General features: G+C 69.4%; 13 protein-coding genes. 5 read left to right on the forward strand and 8 right to left on the reverse strand.

Annotated elements, in window-relative coordinates:
- Positions 1-80: 80 nt before the first annotated feature.
- The 4 genes from MPPM_RS17905 to MPPM_RS17920 all read right to left on the reverse strand — a co-directional run bounded on the left by MPPM_RS17905 (position 81) and on the right by MPPM_RS17920 (position 4375).
- Positions 81-1025: a glycosyltransferase family 2 protein gene (locus MPPM_RS17905; protein ID WP_096486222.1), complete on the reverse strand. Its 945-nt coding sequence runs from the start codon at positions 1023-1025 to the stop codon at positions 81-83.
- A complete protein-coding gene (locus tag MPPM_RS17910; RefSeq protein ID WP_096487903.1) occupies positions 1022-1927 on the reverse strand; it encodes a glycosyltransferase family protein in 906 nt (301 codons plus the stop codon). The genes MPPM_RS17905 and MPPM_RS17910 overlap by 4 nt, the downstream gene beginning before the upstream one ends.
- Positions 1928-1999: 72 nt before the next feature.
- Positions 2000-3514: a M48 family metalloprotease gene (locus MPPM_RS17915; protein ID WP_096486223.1), complete on the reverse strand. Its 1515-nt coding sequence runs from the start codon at positions 3512-3514 to the stop codon at positions 2000-2002.
- 6 nt (positions 3515-3520) lie between these two features.
- Positions 3521-4375: a DNA-binding protein gene (locus MPPM_RS17920; protein ID WP_244573579.1), complete on the reverse strand. Its 855-nt coding sequence runs from the start codon at positions 4373-4375 to the stop codon at positions 3521-3523.
- 732 nt (positions 4376-5107) lie between these two features.
- On the opposite strand from MPPM_RS17920, the gene MPPM_RS17925 reads away from it, so the two are divergent.
- The 3 genes from MPPM_RS17925 to trmB all read left to right on the forward strand — a co-directional run bounded on the left by MPPM_RS17925 (position 5108) and on the right by trmB (position 7661).
- Positions 5108-5515 carry a helix-turn-helix domain-containing protein gene (locus MPPM_RS17925; protein ID WP_096486224.1) on the forward strand — a complete coding sequence of 136 codons (408 nt, stop codon included), beginning with the start codon at positions 5108-5110 and terminating at the stop codon, positions 5513-5515.
- A 223-nt stretch (positions 5516-5738) separates the two neighbouring features.
- On the forward strand, positions 5739-6914 hold the full coding sequence (metK, locus tag MPPM_RS17930) for a methionine adenosyltransferase (RefSeq protein ID WP_096487905.1): 1176 nt from the start codon (positions 5739-5741) through the stop codon (positions 6912-6914).
- A gap of 9 nt (positions 6915-6923) precedes the next feature.
- Positions 6924-7661, forward strand: a complete 738-nt coding sequence (gene trmB, locus MPPM_RS17935; protein ID WP_096486225.1) for a tRNA (guanine(46)-N(7))-methyltransferase TrmB — start codon at positions 6924-6926, stop codon at positions 7659-7661.
- 195 nt (positions 7662-7856) lie between these two features.
- Here trmB and topA read toward each other — a convergent pair whose 3' ends face one another.
- The 4 genes from topA to MPPM_RS17955 form a co-directional block, all read right to left on the reverse strand.
- Entirely contained in the window at positions 7857-10574 is a 2718-nt protein-coding gene (gene topA / locus MPPM_RS17940) for a type I DNA topoisomerase (protein ID WP_096486226.1), read from the reverse strand.
- Between the two features lie 149 nt (positions 10575-10723).
- Positions 10724-11680 carry a molybdopterin-dependent oxidoreductase gene (locus tag MPPM_RS17945; protein WP_096486227.1) on the reverse strand — a complete coding sequence of 319 codons (957 nt, stop codon included), beginning with the start codon at positions 11678-11680 and terminating at the stop codon, positions 10724-10726.
- Positions 11677-12549 (reverse strand): cytochrome b/b6 domain-containing protein, encoded by an 873-nt coding sequence (locus MPPM_RS17950; protein ID WP_096486228.1) that lies wholly within the window; start codon positions 12547-12549, stop codon positions 11677-11679. The genes MPPM_RS17945 and MPPM_RS17950 overlap by 4 nt, the downstream gene beginning before the upstream one ends.
- Positions 12550-12710: 161 nt before the next feature.
- Positions 12711-13010, reverse strand: coding sequence for a hypothetical protein (locus tag MPPM_RS17955; RefSeq protein ID WP_096486229.1), 300 nt, complete (start codon positions 13008-13010; stop codon positions 12711-12713).
- Between the two features lie 273 nt (positions 13011-13283).
- Between MPPM_RS17955 and MPPM_RS17960 the strand changes: the two genes are divergently transcribed.
- A complete protein-coding gene (locus tag MPPM_RS17960; protein WP_096486230.1) occupies positions 13284-14231 on the forward strand; it encodes an aspartate carbamoyltransferase catalytic subunit in 948 nt (315 codons plus the stop codon).
- 229 nt (positions 14232-14460) lie between these two features.
- Positions 14461-14847 (forward strand): type II toxin-antitoxin system HicB family antitoxin, encoded by a 387-nt coding sequence (locus MPPM_RS17965; protein WP_096486231.1) that lies wholly within the window; start codon positions 14461-14463, stop codon positions 14845-14847.
- The last annotated feature ends 2 nt before the right edge of the window (positions 14848-14849 follow it).

Raw genomic sequence — 14849 nt, forward strand, 5'->3', positions numbered from 1 at the left:
GTGCAAGCGGGACCGTCCGGAGGGCGGCACCATGACGGAGGCCGCCGCGGACGACAAGACGCCCCCGCCCCAGGCAAGCCTCATCGTCCACCGCGGGTCAACAGGTCCGGCAAGGCTGCCGCGAGCATTCGCCCTGCGCGGATCACCGCACCCGCATCTCCCGGCGCCCCCCGTGCCAGCGCCCGGCCGAGGCGAACCGGCAGGTTGACGGCGAGCGCGGCGGCCAGCACGGCGAGAAGAGCCGCACGGCCGTGATGCTTGTGCGCGTAGAGCGCCTGCGCCCGCAGGAAGTAGAACAGGCGCCGGTCCTTCACCGCCTCGGTGGTGCCCTGGCCGCGGTGGCGGATCTCGGCCTGTGCGACGTGGCACACGGCAAAGCCCGCCGCGGAGGCGCGGGCGCAGAGATCGGCATCCTCCCAGTAGACGAAGAAGCGCTCGTCGAACCCGCCGAGCCGATCGAGGAGCGGGCGCCGGATCATCAGGAAGGCGCCCATCACCGCATCGACCAGCCGGGTCTCGGCATGGTCCCAATCGAGCAGGAAGTGCGGGCGAACGCGGCCGGGCAGCAGACGGTCGAGAAATAGGGTGTGGGCGATCAGGCTCCCCCCCGTCGGATGGCGGGCGCAGGTGCGGTGGGTACGCCCCGCCTCATCGACCAGCCGCGCGCCGACGATGCCGGTGCCGGGGTCGGCCTCGAGCCGCGCGCGGGCGATGGCGATGCCGTCCCGGCTCACCTGCGTGTCGGGGTTGAGAAACAGGACGGCGTCGGACGATCCCAGCGCCGCGCCCTGGTTGCAGGCACGGGCGAAGCCGAGATTTGCGGCGTTGCGCAGCACGGTCAGCGCGAGGCCCGGCAGGTTCAGGTTCTCGGCCGAGCCGTCGCTGGAAGCGTTGTCGACGATGACGACGCGCAGGTGCTCCGCCCCCTCGCTCGCCGCGAGGCTCGCGAGACAGGCCCTGAGCTGGTCCCCGGCATTCCAGTTGACGATGACGACGTCGAGCGTCGTCCCGAGGGCTGCCGTCACGGGGGCGCGTCCGCCGGCCGGCCGAGACGCCCGCTCAAACCCTGCGCCAGCGCCGCGAGCAGGCGCGCGAGCACCTTGGGGGAGAACCGGTGGCGGCTCCAGTACAGCCCGATCTGCAGCGGGAGGTAGGCGGCCTGCTTCAATTTCCACCGGACCGGCACGTGCGCCAGGCGCCAGCCGTAGGCGGTGTTGCGCACGTAGACCGCCATGCGGAACAGCGGCTGGTCGGGCATCGCCACCGGCAGGAACCGCGCCCGGATGGTACCGCGCCCGACGCTGTGCGGGATCGCGGTGCCGGAGTCCATCCAGCAGCTCCAGCCCCGCGCCCAGGCGCGAAAGCACCATTCGAGATCGACCGCATCGATGAAGAAGTCGTCACGGAACGGGCCGACTTGCGCGAAGGCGGCGAGATCCACGAGTGAACCGGAGGTGACCAGGAACTCCACCGGCCTCAAGCTTCCGCGGGGTGGCACGCCGGGACGCGACGGGTAGACGGGCGCCTTGTGGCCGGGGTTCGGCGCGGGCGCCGGCCCGACGAGAGCCGGGGGCGGGGCCGTCTCCGCGGCCCGGTCGAGGGCGTGGCCGAGGGCCCGCGCCGTCTCAACACTCGTGTCGGCATCCTGGTCGAGCAGGAACAGGCGGGAGACGCCCGCCGCGATCGCCGCCTCGGCCAGCGCGTTGAGGGCGGCGGCGATGCCGCGATTGCGCCCCTCGCCGAGGCGGGTGAGTCCCTCCGCGCGCTCCAGCCGGGCCAGGGCGTCGGGCGGGATCCCGCCGTTGTCGTAGACGAGAACGGGCATGCGCCCGGCGAAGCGCTCGACGATCCGCGCGACCTGCTCGGCCGAGGGACGGAAGAACACGACCGCGACGGCGGTGTCGGCAGAGAGATCGGAGGGCTTCACGTCGGACCCGTTGCGGCGAGGCATCGGCCTAGGCGCCGTTCCCGGGAGGCGCAAGTGCGGCGGACCGCAACCTCACTCCACTACGAGCTTGTAGCCCTGTCCGGGCTTCACCGCCGCGCCGCGCTGCAGGCCGTTGAGCACGAGGAAGCGGTCGACCGCGCGGTCGGGCACGCTCATGCGGCGGGCCAGACCCTCGACGGTGTCGCCGGGAGCGGCGGCGACGATCCGCAGATGCGCCGGCTTGAGGGCGGCGGCCTCCTCCGGCTCGATCGGGCGCAGGCTCTCCAACCAGCGCCGGAAGGCCGGCTCAGGGTCGGTCGCGCCCTTGGCCGCCATGATCATGCGGTAGGTGGTCTCGCCCATGCGGATCGCGGCGAGGCGGAAGGTCCAGTCCTTGCCGCGCGAGAGCGCCGTGACGGCGGAGCGCCCGCCGATGATGCGGTTCTCGACCGAGCCGGCCTCGATGGCGTCGTTCCAGGTCGCACGCAGCACGTCCTCGAGGCTGCGGTCGCCGCTGGCCTCGACCTGATCGAACAGCAGGCGGCGGCTCCCCTCCTGCGTCGTGCCGAGCACGGCGTTGCGGGTGTTCTCGATGGCGAAGGCATCCGGCACCTCGAAGGCGATGCCTAAGCCCGGATGCAGGAAGCGGCGCCCACGGACGAGGCCCTCGCCGGGATTGTCGCCGTAGGCGAGCCCGTCGATCGCCGCGAGGTAGGGGGCGCGGTCGTCGGCGCCGAGACCGGGGGCGCCGATGCGCCGGGCCGCGCGGGTGACGAGGGCGATGCGCTCGGCGGTCGCCGGATGGGTCGCCAGCATGTCGGGCTCGGCCGCGCTGCCGTTGCCGGACTTGAGCGCCATGGTGCGCTGGAGCGCGTCGAGGAAGCGGCCGGCACCGAAGGGATCGTAGCCGGCCTGGGCCAGCACGCGCACGCCGTTGGTGTCCGCCTCCAGCTCCTGCTCGCGGGAGAAGCGGGCGAGGGTGAACTTCGATTGGTTCTCGAGCTGCGCTCCCGTAACCGGATCGTTCAGCACGTCGGCCACGACGCGGCTCACGAGCTGCGAGCGAAGCGCCATCTCGCTGCGGGCGGTGGCGTGGCGCAGGGTCACGTGGGCGATCTCGTGGGCGAGCACCGCCGCAACCTCCGAACTGTCGCTCGCCAGCGCCAGCAGGCCGCGGGTGACGTAGAGCCGGCCGCTCGGCAGGGCGAAGGCGTTGACGACGGGCGAGTCGAGTAGCGTGACCGCGTAACTCTCCTCCGGCCGATCGCTGGCGCGCACCAGCCGATCGGTGATCTCGCTGATCATCCGGTGAGCGGCCGGCGCGCGGTACTCGCCACCGAAGGAGGCCACCAGCTTGGCGTGATCCGACTCGTCCGAGCGGGCGCGTCCCGTCGTCTTGGGCGCCTGCTCGGGCACCTTGATCACCGCCGGCGTGAGCACGCTCCCGGTCTGGTCTGCGGCGCAGGCGGCCAGAAGGCTCACGAGCGCGAGCAGGGTCCCGGCCTGCGCGCCCGCCCTGACCCCTCGCCTCCGGCGGCGCCCGTCCGCGCTCCGCCATCCTGATTCGTGCTGCCGATCCCCCGTCATGCCGTTCTAGCGCCGCAGCGCCTGCTCCCCCTCGACGACCTCGATGCTTTCGATGCCGGCAAGATCGATGAGCGGTCCCCGCCCGATCTCGATCATGCCGCGGATTCTCACGAGGCGGCCCTTCAGCGTGGCCGCCGACAAACCATGTTCGCTCAGCGTGCGCCAAGTGCGTTTCTGCACCGTTACGGTCAAGCCTTGCTCACCCCGACGGGCGAAGTCGAGATAGGTCCGTGCCGAGCGCTCGCCGACATGGAGGATGCGCCCCTCGATCACCGCGAAACGTCCGGCACGCGCACTCACGGCCGCCACATCGGTCGCGGCGAGCGAACCGCCGGCCCACACGCCGAGCCCGGCCGCCCGGGGCGCCTCTTCGAGGGTGCGGAGCGCCGGACGGCAGAGCGTTTCGGCCTCGCCGGGATCGGCGTAGGCGAGCCCGGCCGCGACCAGCCCCCCGGCGAGATCGACCGGCTCGGCTCCACCGTCGGCCCCGCCCGCGATCCCGTCGGCGCGTCGGCGCCCCCAGCGATCCTCGGGACCGCGCTCGGTCAGCACCAGGGGCACACCCCGGAAGGCCATGAGCCAGGTCCGCGCACCGGCATCGAGCGTCGGCTCGTCGGGCCAGCGCAGGCCGGACAGCACCGCCCGGCGTCCGGAGGCGAGGACCAGCTCGCCCCGGCGCCCGACATCGGCGAGACGATCCTCCCGCGCGGCCGCCGGTCGGCACGTGTCCTCGGCGCGCGGGGCCGCCGAAACGCTGTGGGAACCGACGCTCCAGCCACAGGCGGTCGCGAGGAGCCAAGCCAGGCCGGAAGCGCTGCGGCGGCCTGTTCGACGCCCGCTGGGTCCATCACCGCGCACCATCGTCACCGCCCGCGCTCGGCCTCTCTCGTCCGCCGAGGATGGCCCGCCAAAAGTGCCGGGATCGCGGCACGTCGCGGCCACGAAACCGCACAATCGCGGATTGTCGCCTCGTGAGTCTCCGGTGCCACAGGTCGAAGATCCCCGCTTCCGCAGCGCGTCAGCGGCCCCCTTCCGGCGGGATCCCGGCGGTTGGCGGTCCCGTGCGATGATGCTAAGCCTGCTCAGACGTCTCCGTAGCTCAGCTGGACAGAGCACAGGTTTCCTAAACTCCACAATTGGGCGCCGCGAAGGGAAACCGCGCGGCGGATCCGCTCAAATTCGGGGAAAGCTTACGGCGCTGCGGCGCCCTGCCGATCCCGAGCCAAGCCCGAAACCCCGCAGGGGCCGAGGGAAGGTGTAGAGACTAGACGGGCGGCACCTAAAGGCCTCGCTCAAGGCCCAGGGTGAAGGGATAGTCCAGACCACGAACGCGCGCACAGCGCGGCGGCGAAAGCCGAAGTGGGATGAAACCTGGGGTCGCAGGTTCGAGCCCTGCCGGGGACGCCACTCTTCAATTCTATCTTGTGATTGCAGTTCACCGGACTCTTCGCGCCTGAAGTCTCCTGCGACAACACGCCACGCCATTAACAAATGACATATTGTGCGTGTCGTTGCCGTTGCCGCTTATGCCGGTCTTGCAACAGGAAAGTTTTCGTCCGAAGCATCGCCCAATAGAGCGCGGGCAGAGTGAAGATGGCAGGCCAAAAGACCGATGAGCGCGACGTCCTTCTCGGGCGCCGTATTGCTGAGCAGCGCAAACGCTCGAAACTGACACAACGCGCCGTTGCCGACAGCTTCGGGATGTCGGCCGCTCAGCTCCAGAAGTACGAGAAGGGTGTCAACCGGATCAGCGCCATTCATCTGGCGATACTAAGTCGTCTCACCAATACTCCGGTATCCGATTTTCTCGATGGCATTCCCCATCCCGATCCGGAAATGGAGCGCGGTTTTTCGGACAACGGACAGCATTCTTACACTACCGATCCCTGGTCTGATCTCGCTCGTGCCTTCGCTCGCCAGTTCGTCGAGACGTTCAGCGAGGAACAGCGCCGCGAACTTTCCGCCGCCGTCGAAATCCTGAACCGCGAACTCAAGACCTGACGCTCCAAACCTCGCGCATCGGCTCGAGACCGTGCCCCCGACGCCTTACACTTGCGCCGCGCCGACTGCGCGCCTCAACAGCCATTCCGCAGCGTTCGTTAAAACGGACGATTTCGCCATTCCGGCTTGACCGTCCGACACACCGATGCGACAAGCCGCGCCTCTGGAGACCGGGTCAAGCGCCGTTGCGAAACGAGGCGCGCCCGACAATCGGGGGTGCATGATGCCTCGTTCCGACTATCTCTTCACCAGCGAATCCGTCTCCGAAGGCCACCCCGACAAGGTGAGTGACCGGATCTCGGACACCGTGGTCGATGCCTACCTCGCGGCGATGCCGGAGGCCCGCCTCGGCGTCGAGACGCTGACGACGACGAACCGCGTGGTGATCGCGGGCGAGGTACGCGGCCCCGATTCCGTGACCTTCAAGGACCTGGAAGAACTGACCCGTGAGGCCGTGCGCGACATCGGCTACGAGCAGTCCGGCTTCCACTGGAAGAACAACGACGTCGCCATCCACCTGCACGCGCAGTCCGCCGACATCGCCCAGGGCGTCGACGCCGCCGGCAACAAGGACGAGGGCGCGGGCGATCAGGGCATCATGTTCGGCTACGCCGCCGACGAGACCCCGGCCCTGATGCCGGCCCCGATCTTCTACGCCCACAAGATCCTCAAGGACCTCGCCGACGCCCGCAAGGCCAAGCAGGGCGACGCCGCCAAGCTCGGCCCCGACGCCAAGAGCCAGGTCACCGTGCGCTACGCCGACGGCCGCCCGGTCGAGGTGACGCAGATCGTGCTCTCGACGCAGCATCTCGACGAGTCGCTCGACTCGGCCGACGTGCGCGCCATCGTCGAGCCCTACATCCTCAAGGCCCTGCCGGAGGGTTGGGTCAACGAGAGCACCGTCTGGCACGTCAACCCGACCGGCAAGTTCGTGATCGGCGGCCCCGACGGCGATGCCGGCCTCACCGGCCGCAAGATCATCGTCGACACCTACGGTGGCGCGGCCCCCCACGGCGGTGGTGCCTTCTCGGGCAAGGACCCGACCAAGGTCGACCGTTCGGCCGCCTACGCCGCCCGCTATCTGGCCAAGAACGTCGTCGCCGCCGGCCTCGCCCGCCGCGCCACGATCCAGCTCTCCTACGCCATCGGCGTGGCCAAGCCGCTGTCGATCTACGTCGATCTGCACGGCACGGGCACCGTGGATGAGGCCCGGCTCGAGGGCGTGCTGATGGACGCCCTCGACCTCTCGCCCCGCGGCATCCGCACGGCGCTCCAGCTCAACAAGCCGATCTACGCCCGCACCTCGGCCTACGGCCATTTCGGCCGCGAGCCGGACGCCGACGGCGGCTTCTCCTGGGAGAAGACGGATCTCGCCGGCAAGCTGAAGTCGGCGTTCTGAGCCCGAACCATGATGGGGAGGGATGACGACATCCCTCCCGAGACGGGCGGGACCACGGAGGCCGAACGGGCCTTCTACGGACGCCGCAAGGGCAAGCGCCTCCGGCCGGGCCAGGAGCAGCGCCTCGAAGGAGCGCTGCCGCGCTTGCGCGTCGCGCTGCCCGAGCGCGGCGAATTTCTGGATCCGCCGGCGCTGTTTCCGGTGCCGGTCGACGAGGTCTGGCTGGAGATCGGCTTCGGCGGCGGCGAGCATCTCGCCGCTCAGGCTGAGGCTCATCCACGGGCCGGCATCATCGGCTGCGAGCCCTTCGTCAACGGCGTGGTCAAGCTGCTGCGCGCGGTGGACGAGCGCGCCTTGCGCAACGTCCGCGTCTGGGACGAGGACGCCACAGCGCTGCTTGCCGCTCTGCCGGATGCGAGCCTCGCCCGCGTCTACCTGCTCTATCCCGATCCCTGGCCCAAGCGCCGCCAGCGCAAGCGCCGCTTCGTCTCGGACGCGTCGCTCGCCGAGATCGCCCGGGTGCTGCGCCCCGGCGGCCATTTCCGCTTCGCCAGCGACATCGACGATTATGTCGGCTGGACCCTGGTCCGCGCCGCCCGCTGCCCGCAGCTGCGCTGGACGGCCGAGAGCGCCGACGACTGGCGCCGGCCGTTCCCCGGCTGGCCGGGCACCCGCTACGAGGCCAAGGCCCTCGCCGCCGGTCGGCTGCCGAGCTACCTCACATTCGAGCGCGTCGACCCGGCCTGATTTCGACGCATACCTTGCCGGATGCGTTCCTCTCCCTCGGCGGCAGAGGATGTCCCCCGGAAGGGGTCGGGTGAGGGGAGTGCCGTTTCCGCTGGACCGAGGCCCGCCGAGTACGGCCCCGTCGCGCTGCCCCTCTCCCGTCCGCTCCGCGGACACCCTCCCCCGCAGAGGGGGAGGGTTGAAGAGCCGCGCGCCTCAGCTCGCCTTCGTCTTCGACGCCGTCTTCTTGGCAGCCGCCGGCTTGGCCGCTGCCTTCGTCGCCGTCTTGCTGGTCGTCTTGCGCGCGGCGGGCTTCTTCGCCTCCGCTCCGTCCGCCGCCTTCGCCGCCGTGCGGGCGCGCGTGGCCGTCTTGCGGACCGGCTTCTTGCCCCCGCCCGAGGCGCGCTTGGCGTTGATGAGGTCGATCGCCTGTTCCAGCGTCAGGCTCTCGGCACTTATCGTCTTCGGCAGCGTCGCGTTGACCGAGCCGTCGCTGACATAGGGGCCGTACTTGCCGGCCTTGACCACGAGCGCGGCTCCGTCCGGATGCGGGCCCAGCGCGCGGCCGGGATCGGAGGAGGGGCGCCCGCGCCCGCCGCCCTGCTCCTTGGCGACGATGAGATCGATGGCGCGGTTGGCGCCGATCTCCAGCACGTCGTCGTCCTTGCCGAGATTGGCGTAGGTCTTCCCGTGCTGCACGTAGGGTCCGAAGCGGCCGAGATTGGCCAGGATCGGCTCGCCGGTCTCCGGGTGCTTGGCCACCTCGCGGGGCAGCGAGAGCAGGCGCAGGGCGATCTCCAGCGTCACGCTACCCGGCGTCATGCCCTTCGGCAGCGAGGAGCGCTTGGGCTTCTCCGCACCCTTCTCCGACGAGGCCTCGCCGAGTTGCACGAAGGGGCCGAAGCGGCCGTCGCGCAGGGTCACCGGCAGGCCGGTGGCCGGGTCGTCGCCGAGCACGCGCACGCCGGGCTGGCCGCCCTCGGACGAGGAGCCGTCGCCCTCACCCTCGACGCCGGAGGCCGAGAGCTGGCGGGTGTACTTGCACTCGGGATAGTTCGAGCAGCCGATGAAGGCGCCGAACTTGCCGAGCTTGAGCGAGAGCTGGCCCGAGCCGCAGGTCGGGCAGGCCCGCGGATCGCCGCCATCCGCCTTCTCGGGGAAGATGTGCGGCCCGAGCAGGCCGTTGAGGGCCTCCAGCACCTCGGCGACGCGTAGCTCCTTAGTGCCGCCGATCGCGGCGGAGAAGTCGCGCCAGAAGTCGCGCAGCACCGAGCGCCAGTCGATCTCCGCATTCGAGACCCGGTCGAGCTGCTCCTCCAGGCTCGCGGTGAAATCGTACTCGACGTAGCGCTTGAAGAAGCTCTCGAGGAAGCCGGTGACGAGGCGGCCCTTGTCCTCCGGCTGGAGGCGCTTTTTCTCGATCCGGACGTACTCGCGGTCGCGCAGGGTCTGCAGCACCGCGGCGTAGGTCGAGGGCCGACCAATGCCGAGCTCCTCCATCCGCTTGACGAGGCTGGCCTCGGAGTAGCGCGGCGGCGGCTCGGTGAAGTGCTGGGTCGAGGCGATGCGCTCGCGCTTGAGCGGGTCGCCCGCCGCCATCGCCGGCAGGCGCTTCGAATCCTCATCCTCCTCGTCGTCCTTGCCCTCTTGGTAGAGAGCGAGGAAGCCGTCGAACTTCACGACCTGACCGGTGGCGCGCAGGTCGATCCGCCGCGGGCCGACGCTCGCGGTGACCTCGACGGTGGTGCGCTCCAGCTCCGCCGATTCCATCTGACTTGCGATCGTGCGCGTCCAGATCAGCTCGTAGAGCCGGGCCTGCTCGGGCTCCAGATAGCGGGCGACCTGCTTCGGGAGCCGGCCCATATCGGTCGGGCGCACGGCCTCGTGCGCTTCCTGCGCGTTCTTGGCCTTCACCGAGTATTTGCGCGGGGCGTTCGGCACGTAGTCGTCGCCGAACTCGCGGCCGATCACCCGGCGGGCATCCGAGATCGCCTCGGGCGCCATGTCGACGCCGTCGGTTCGCATGTAGGTGATGATGCCGACGGTCTCGCCGCCGACATCGACGCCCTCGTAGAGCTTCTGGGCGACCCGCATGGTCTGCGCCGGCGCCATGCCGAGCTTGCGCGAGGCCTCCTGCTGCAGCGTCGAGGTGGTGAAGGGCGGCTGCGGGTGGCGCTTGGCCGGCTTGGCCTCGACGGAGGCCACCTGGAAGGTCGCGAGTTCGAGGTCGCGCTTGAACGCCGCCGCCTCCTCGGCATTGCCGACGTCGAGGCGCTGGATGCGCTTGCCGTCGGCGCCGACGAGCCGGGCCTCGAACACGCCGCCGGCTTCCGTCGCCAGCGTGGCGACGATCGACCAGTACTCGCGGGGCTTGAAGCGCTCGATCTCCATCTCGCGCTCGACCACGAGGCGCAGGGCCACCGACTGCACCCGGCCGGCCGAGCGGGCGCCGGGGAGCTTGCGCCACAGCACCGGCGAGAGATTGAAGCCGACGAGATAGTCCAGCGCCCGGCGCGCGAGATAGGCATCGACCAGGGCCTGATCGATCTCGCGGGGCTTGCGCATCGCCGCATCGACCGACGCCTTGGTGATGGCGTTGAAGGTCACCCGCTCGACGGGAATCCCCTTGAGCGCCTTGCGGGCGGAGAGCGCCTCAATGACGTGCCAGGAGATCGCCTCGCCCTCGCGATCCGGGTCGGTGGCGAGGATGAGCTTCTCGGCGCCCTTGATCGCCCTGGCGATCTCGGACACGCGCTTCGAGCCGCGATCCTCCAACTCCCAGACCATGGCGAAGTCGGCCTCCGGATCGACCGAGCCGTCCTTGGCCGGCAGGTCGCGGATATGGCCGAAGGAGGCCAGAACCTCGTAATCGCGCCCCAGGTATTTGTTGATCGTCTTGGCCTTGGCCGGCGACTCGACGACGACGACTTTCATGAACCTCTGCCTCTCGCCAGAGCCTCACCGCGGGTACGGTTTTGGGGATGGCGCGGATAGCGTACCGGTCGGGGGCCGGCTCTCGCGCCGCGCAGAAGTGGGTGAGCGGCGCGGCGTTGTCAAATCTGGAGGACGGGCGAGGCTCCCTCTCAAATCCCCGCGTACCACTCGTAGCCGCGGTCTTCCCAGTAGCCGCCGTTGCCGTCGCCAATCCCCTTGAGGCTGTCGGCCACCTCGATCCGCATGACGTATTTGGCCTGCTTGTAACCGAGCTGGCGCTCGACCCGCAGGCGCAACGGGGCACCGTTCGAGACCGGCAGAGCCCGGCCGTTGAGATCGTAGGCGAGGATCGTCTGCGGGTGGTAGGCGTCGGTGAGATCGATGCTCTCGTAGTAGCGCACCGGCGTGCCCTGCGCCGCCTCGCCCGCGTCCGCCGGGGCCTCGTCACCGGCGGCCTTCGAGTCGGTGGCCTGATTCTCCGCGCCCTCCGGGCGCGACTCCATGCCCGGATTGGCGGACTTCTCCGCCGGCTTCTCTTCGGGCTCGTCGGGCTCCTCGCTTGCGGCGTATTCCATCGTGTCGGCGCAGTGGAACACGATGTAGCGGGCGTTCGGCTTGAGGCCGGCACGCTGCAGCACCTCCGAGAGCGGGACGCCGGTCCACTTGCCGATGGCGCTCCAGCCCTCGACGCAATCGTGCCGCGTCGTCTGGGTGCGGGCGGGCAGCGCCCGCAGGTCGGCGAGGCTCAGATCCTGCGGCCGCTCGACGAGGCCGTCGACGCGAAGCTTGAATCCGTCGAACCCCCTGGCGGCGAGCGCCTTGTAGGCCCTGTCCGGCGGGTCGATCGTGCCGTTCGGCTTGAACCAGGGCGAGATCTGCGAGTCCGGAAATTCCTTGGCCAGGGAAGCCGGGGTCAGCAGCAGGCGCTGCACGAACAGGTTGGCATCCTCGCCGGCCTTCAGCGCCCGCTGCCCCGTGGGGCTCGCGGCGAAGCGGTCGCAGCCGCCGAGCGCCGAGACGCCGAACAGGCCCGCGGCGGCCGTGAGAAAGCCGCGGCGATGGGGCTTCGGAATCGACAGGCGGGATCTCTCGGAGCGGGGTTTCATCGGCTCTCTCCCGATCCGGCGGGAAGCTTTCGGCGCTCGATCACGAACCAGCCGGTGATCATGCTGCGCATGTTGTTGGCCACGCCGGAGAGCAGGACGAGCAGGACGTGGACGATCACGAACAGCACCAGCAGGTTCGTGACGATGAAGTGGATCGTGCGCGCCGATTGCCGGCCGCCGAACAGGTCTGGCAGGGGCACCACGGCGTTGACGCCGGGCGACATCGACAGGCCGGTGAGTAGCATCAGCGGCAGCAGCACGGCGACGACGACGAGATAGGAGAGCTTCTGCAAGACGTTGTAGCGCTTGGCCTCGTCGCCTTCCGGGAAGTGCAGGGTCAGGTGCTCGCGGATCGAGGAACCGAACCCGCGCATCTGGTCGCCGTCGGGGATGAGGCGGCGGCGCAGCTGGCCGGTACTGAAGCCGTAGACGAGGTAGATCAGCCCATTGATGACGAAGGCCCAGGCGAACAGGAAGTGCCAGCGTCGCCCCGTGGCGAGATCCTGATGCGCCGGCAGGGTCGCCCAGGACGGGAAGGCGCGCCCCGCCGGCTGGCCGTTGAGGTTCGACAGCCCGAGCACGCCCGTGGTGTCGAAGGTGTGGCCGGCGACGTAGACGATGCCGCGGGGCGTGCCGTCGTCCCGCTGGTCGTCGGTGATGGCGACGAACGGCCTGTCGAAGGTCGAGGCCGCGCCCCAGTAGAGCGCCGGATGGGCGTTGAAGATCTGCAGGCCGCTCATCAGGAGGATGGCGAGGCAGACCACGTTGATCCAGTGCGCCAGCCGGATGACCAGCGGATGGCGGAACATCCAGCGCCGCCGCACCGTCTCCACGATGTCCGGCCCCGAGAGCGTCGATCCTGCGGCCACCGCGCGCTGTTCCTTCGCTGAAGCCTTCTCCGCCGGATCCGAGGACCGGCCGGTGCGGGGAAGGTAAGCCTTCGTTCCACACGAAAAAGCCCGCCCGGTTTAACCGGGCGGGCCGCGCACCGCCTAGACGGCACGCCGATAACAGTCCGGTGACGGGCCGGTTACATGCCGCCCGCGCCGGACTCCATGCCGGATCCGGAATTCATGCGCTTCGAACGCATCATCTTCTTGCTCTTCATCGGCTTTTTCATCTTCTTGGAGCTGCGCTTCATCGGGCGCTGCTCCTGCCCCATGTCGTCGCCCATGGCGCCCTGCTGCATTTGGCCGCCCATCTGATTGCCCATCTGGCCGCCCATGCCGGGCTCCATACCGCCCCGCTGCATGCCCTGGGCGTAGGCGCCGGACGAGAGGGCAAGACCGAGCGAGAGCGCGCCGGCGGTCAGGAGAAGTCGCGTATTCATGGGCTTCCTTTCGTTTCCGGGCGAGCGGATGAAGACCGCGGACAGCCTTCGGCCGCTTCGAAACCCAACAGATGTTGGAAGAACGGAAGCGAAACCGGATCGTTCAAATTTTCCTCGATCACGGGCTCGCGATAACGAAGAAAATCTCTTCGCCGCGACCGGAGGAGACGGTTCTCCCCAATGTGCTGGGGGCCGTTGCGGCGGGGCCGGCTCTGCGTCTTGCCGGGCCCCGCCCGGACACCTATAGCCCTCGACCGACGCAATGATCTCCGCATGACCGCTCAAACCGCACCCGCCTTCCCGCACCGGCACCTGCTCGGCATCGAAGGCCTGAGCCGTCCGGACATCGAATCGCTCCTGGAGCGCGCCGACGCCGCGGTCGCCCTGTCGCGGCAGGTCGAGAAGAAGCGCAACGTCCTGCGGGGCCGCACGCAGATCAACCTGTTCTTCGAGCCCTCGACCCGGACGCAATCCTCGTTCGAGCTGGCGGGCAAGCGGCTCGGCGCCGACGTGATGAACATGTCGGTGGCCTCGTCCTCGGTGAAGAAGGGCGAGACCCTGATCGACACCGCCGCGACCCTGAACGCCATGCGGCCCGACATCATCGTGGTGCGCCACCATGCGGCGGGCGCGGTGCATCTGCTGGCGCGCAAGGTCGATTGCGCCGTGGTGAATGCGGGCGACGGCGCCCACGAACACCCGACCCAGGCGCTGCTCGACGCGCTCACGATCCGCCGCAACAAGGGCGGCATCGAGGGGCTGCGGGTCGCGATCTGCGGCGACGTCCTGCATTCGCGAGTCGCGCGCTCCAACATCATCCTGCTCCAGGCGCTGGGGGCGCGCGTGCGGGTGATCGGCCCCTCGACGCTGCTGCCCACCGGCATCGCGCGCTTCGGCGTCGAGGTGTTCACGAACATGCGCGAGGGGCTGAAGGGCTGCGACATCGTGATGATGCTGCGGCTCCAGCGCGAGCGCATGAACGGCTCCTTCGTCCCCTCGGTGAAGGAGTATTTCCGCTATTACGGTCTCGACGGCGACAAGCTGGCGCTGGCCAAGCCCGACGCGCTGGTGATGCATCCCGGCCCGATGAACCGCGGCGTCGAAATCGCCTCCGACATCGCCGACGGGGCGCAGTCGCTGATCCGCGAGCAGGTCGAGATGGGCGTCGCCGTGCGCATGGCCGTGCTGGAAGCGCTGGCGACCCACCTGCCGAACGGGTGAGGCTCAGCGCTTGACATGCCGCCGCGCGACTTTGAGCTTGATATCCAGGTCATTCGGCGACGCTTGGTGCAGGAGGGATGGCAGTTGCGGCCCTCTCGGGACCACACGACATCTATGTGCTTCCCGGCCGACCCCATGTGGCGGTCCCAAGGGGACGCGGACAACTTTCACCGGGGACGGCGCGCGCCATCGCACGCAATGCAGGCTGGCTCGATGGGAGTGACAAGTCGTGACGGCGTATATCGGCATTCTGGAGAAAGAGCCCGAAACGCTTTGGGGAGTCTGGTTCCCGGATCTTCCCGGCTGCATCGCCGCCGGCGAGACGGCCGACGAAACGGTCGCCCAGGCCAGTGAAGCTCTTGGCCAGTGGCTCACCCTCGCGCACGAGGACGGGCGGGCGCCGTCTCGACCCCGTACCATCGAGGAGCTTCGCTCGGACGCGGATTTCGCCGAGGCGATGGCGTCCGAGCATCTTGCGATGCTCGTCCGGCCCCCAATCGACGAACTCGATCTGGACGAGCGTCGGATGCATGTCATTGACACGACCGCTGAACAACGCGGCCTGAGCCGGCGCAGCCTCGTTCGTGAACTTGTCCTGAAACAGATTGCGAGTTGATG

It is taken from the genome of Methylorubrum populi (assembly GCF_002355515.1).
In the GTDB taxonomy this organism is placed as follows: domain Bacteria; phylum Pseudomonadota; class Alphaproteobacteria; order Rhizobiales; family Beijerinckiaceae; genus Methylobacterium; species Methylobacterium populi_A.